Origin of the sequence: Nocardia carnea (assembly GCF_029868855.1) — a bacterium.
Classification (GTDB): Bacteria; Actinomycetota; Actinomycetes; order Mycobacteriales; family Mycobacteriaceae; genus Nocardia; species Nocardia carnea_A.
In genome coordinates this window covers 1-3,153 of sequence record NZ_JARWOV010000218.1, presented here as the reverse complement: position 1 = coordinate 3,153, position 3,153 = coordinate 1, and the positions used below count along the sequence as shown (strand labels likewise).

General features: G+C 66.3%; 3 protein-coding genes. All 3 read left to right on the top strand.

Annotated elements, in window-relative coordinates; translation table 11 throughout:
• Window positions 1-136: 136 nt before the first annotated feature.
• The 3 genes from pdxH to QH195_RS21130 all read left to right on the top strand — a co-directional run bounded on the left by pdxH (window position 137) and on the right by QH195_RS21130 (window position 2,917).
• Window positions 137-856, top strand: a complete 720-nt coding sequence (gene pdxH, locus QH195_RS21140; protein WP_280424678.1) for a pyridoxamine 5'-phosphate oxidase — start codon at window positions 137-139, stop codon at window positions 854-856.
• 374 nt (window positions 857-1,230) lie between these two features.
• Entirely contained in the window at window positions 1,231-2,529 is a 1,299-nt protein-coding gene (locus QH195_RS21135) for a citrate synthase (protein WP_280424679.1), read from the top strand.
• Between the two features lie 28 nt (window positions 2,530-2,557).
• Complete coding sequence (locus QH195_RS21130; RefSeq protein ID WP_280424680.1) at window positions 2,558-2,917, top strand: FKBP-type peptidyl-prolyl cis-trans isomerase; 360 nt, start codon at window positions 2,558-2,560, stop codon at window positions 2,915-2,917.
• Window positions 2,918-3,153: the final 236 nt, after the last annotated feature.

The window sequence follows — 3,153 nt, the reverse complement described above, 5'->3', positions numbered from 1 at the left end:
CGACCACCCCCTCGAGGCCGCTGACGAAATCGTCCGGGACCTGGCCGGCCCCTGCAATGCCGGAATTGGTGGTCATACGCGACTCTCCTTTCAACAGGACTCTATCGCTTTGCTACTCCGGAGTAACGTCTGGCCCATGTCCGATGTGGAGGAGTCCGGCGCCGACCTCGCCGCGATGCGCGCCGAATACGGTGCAGCCCATCCGCGGTCGCGGGAACAGGGGCCGCTGCTCGGTGTGCGCGATACCGAACTCGACGAGAACTCGGTGGCCGGAGGCTGGGAGCCGCTGCTGCGGCAATGGATCGATCAGGCCACCGCGGCCGGTATCGCCGAGCCCAACGCCATGGTGCTCGGCACGCTCGACTCCGCGGGGCCCGTACCCCGCCCGGTCACCCGCACCGTCCTGTGTAAAGGGCTCTCGCCCGACGGCGTGACGTTCTATACGAATTACGACTCGGCCAAAGGCGCGCAACTGGCCGCGGTGCCGTACGCGTCGGCCACCTTCCTGTGGCCGCAACTCGCGCGTCAGGCACATGTGCGCGGCCGGGTGGAGCGGGTGCCGGCCGGAACAACCGAGGCGTATTGGCGGTCGCGCCCCCGTGAATCGCAGCTGGGGGCGTGGGCGTCGGAGCAGTCGCAACCGATCGCCTCCCGGGAGGAACTCGATCGGCGCTTGGTCCGCGCCACGGCCCGCTTCGCCACCGCCGCCGAGATTCCCGTGCCGCCGCACTGGGGCGGGTATCTGCTACGACCCGACGAGGTGGAATTCTGGCAGGGGCAGCGGGGTCGTCTGCACAACCGGATCCTCGTCCGGGTCGGTGCCTCCGGAATGTCGGTACAACGTCTGCAGCCGTGAACTCGCCGATTGTCCGCAGTTCCGGCCCGTTACACCCTGTGTCCAGGCCTTTCGGTGATATTCCGCACGGTTTCGTTCCCCGTGTCGTGGGTACCGTATTGCTACCCGGCGCCGGGGTTGTTCATCGAACCCGGCGCATATCGTCGCAATGGGGTCGCAATACAGCGGCGCGGGTCCGTAATTCGGCCGGTCACAGCGGTGGCCGGCCGATATCCGGCAGGCCGGAACTCACGTCCACGCGGGCCGATTGTGAGATCGTCACGCGGGTACCCTCCCCGCCGGTCCCGTCGGAGCAAGGACTAGCGTCTACCGGTAACGCACCGCGTGCCGACCGCATGCGATGCCGACGGTCATAGCCTGAGAGGGAACCTTCCGTGCCGGAGAATCACATCAATGACGCCAAACCGGTTCTGACCTATCCGGGTGGCGAATACCCCATGACGATCGCCGAGGCCGCCGAAGGAAACGACGGTATCGATCTCGGCAAGCTGCTGTCGAGCACGGGATATACGACCTATGACCCGGGGTTCGTCAACACCGCGTCGACCAAATCGGCGATCACCTACATCGACGGTGAACAGGGAATTCTGCGCTACCGCGGGTATCCGATCGAACAGCTGGCCGATAATTCGACTTTCATCGAGGTCAGCTACCTACTCATCTACGGCGAACTTCCCACCCAGGACCAACTGGAGGATTTCACCGACAAGATCCGCCGGCACACCCTGCTGCACGAGGATCTGAAGCGCTTCTTCGACGGCTTCCCCCGTAACGCGCACCCCATGCCGGTGCTCTCCTCGGCGGTCAACGCGCTGTCCGCCTACTACCAGGACTCGCTGGATCCCCGCGACCCCGAACAGGTCGAGCTGTCCACCATCCGGCTGCTGGCCAAACTGCCGACCATCGCCGCGTACTCGTACAAGAAGTCGGTCGGCCAGCCGTTCCTCTACCCGGACAACTCGCTGTCGCTGGTGGAGAACTTCCTGCGGATGACCTTCGGCTTCCCGGCCGAGCCCTACCAGGTCGACCCGGAGATCGCCGCCGCCCTGGACATGCTGCTGATCCTGCACGCCGACCACGAGCAGAACTGTTCCACCTCCACGGTCCGGCTGGTCGGCTCCTCCGACGCCAACCTGTTCACCTCGGTATCCGGCGGTATCAACGCGCTGTGGGGGCCGCTGCACGGCGGTGCCAACCAGGCCGTGCTGGAAATGCTGGACGGTATCCAGGCGGCGGGCGGCGACGTCAAAGAGTTCATCCGCAAGGTCAAGAACAAGGAAGACGGTGTGAAGCTGATGGGCTTCGGGCACCGGGTCTACCGCAACTACGACCCGCGCGCCGCGATCGCCAAGAAGCACGCCGACACCATTCTCAGCAAACTCGGCAGCGATCCGCTGTTCGATATCGCCCAGGCTCTGGAAGAGGCCGCGCTCACCGACGACTACTTCGTCGAGCGCAAGCTCTACCCGAACGTCGACTTCTACACCGGCGTCATCTACAAAGCCATGGGTTTCCCGACTCGTATGTTCACCGTGCTGTTCGCCATGGGCCGGCTGCCGGGCTGGATCGCGCACTGGCGGGAAATGCACAGCGAAGCCATCAAGATCGGCCGCCCGCGTCAGATCTACACCGGTTATGGTGCACGGGACTACTCCGAGATCACCAACCGCTGAACCGATTGAATCGAAGGGGATTCAAGGCATGAGCAAACCGGAAATCGAATTCCAGGCGGGCCCGCCGCCCACCGAATTGGTCATCAAGGACATCACTGTCGGTGACGGTCCGGAAGCGGTGCCCGGCGGCACCGTAGAAGTGCACTACGTCGGCGTGGAATTCGATACCGGCGAGGAATTCGATTCGTCGTGGAGCCGCGGTGAATCGCTGTCCTTCCCGCTGCGCGGCCTGATCCAGGGCTGGCAGGACGGTATCCCCGGGATGAAGGTCGGCGGCCGCCGACAGCTGACCATCCCGCCGGAACTGGCCTACGGTCCCGCGGGCGGTGGCCATCCCCTCTCCGGCAAGACCTTGGTCTTCGTGATCGATCTGCTCGACGCGAAGTAGACCCGGGTACACCCGGAACATCTTGTTCGGCGCGGGGGGGGGGGGGGGGGGGGGGGGGGGCGGGGGGGGGGGGGGGGGGGGGGGGGGGGGGGGGGGGGGGGGGGGGGGGGGGGGGAGGGGGAGCGGGGGGGGGGGTGGGGGGGGGGGGGCGCGGTGGGGGGGGCGCGAGCAGGGGCCACGCAGAGATTCGAGTGGGCAGTGGAGGAGCCGCCGGACGGGGAGGCGCCGGAGAGGGG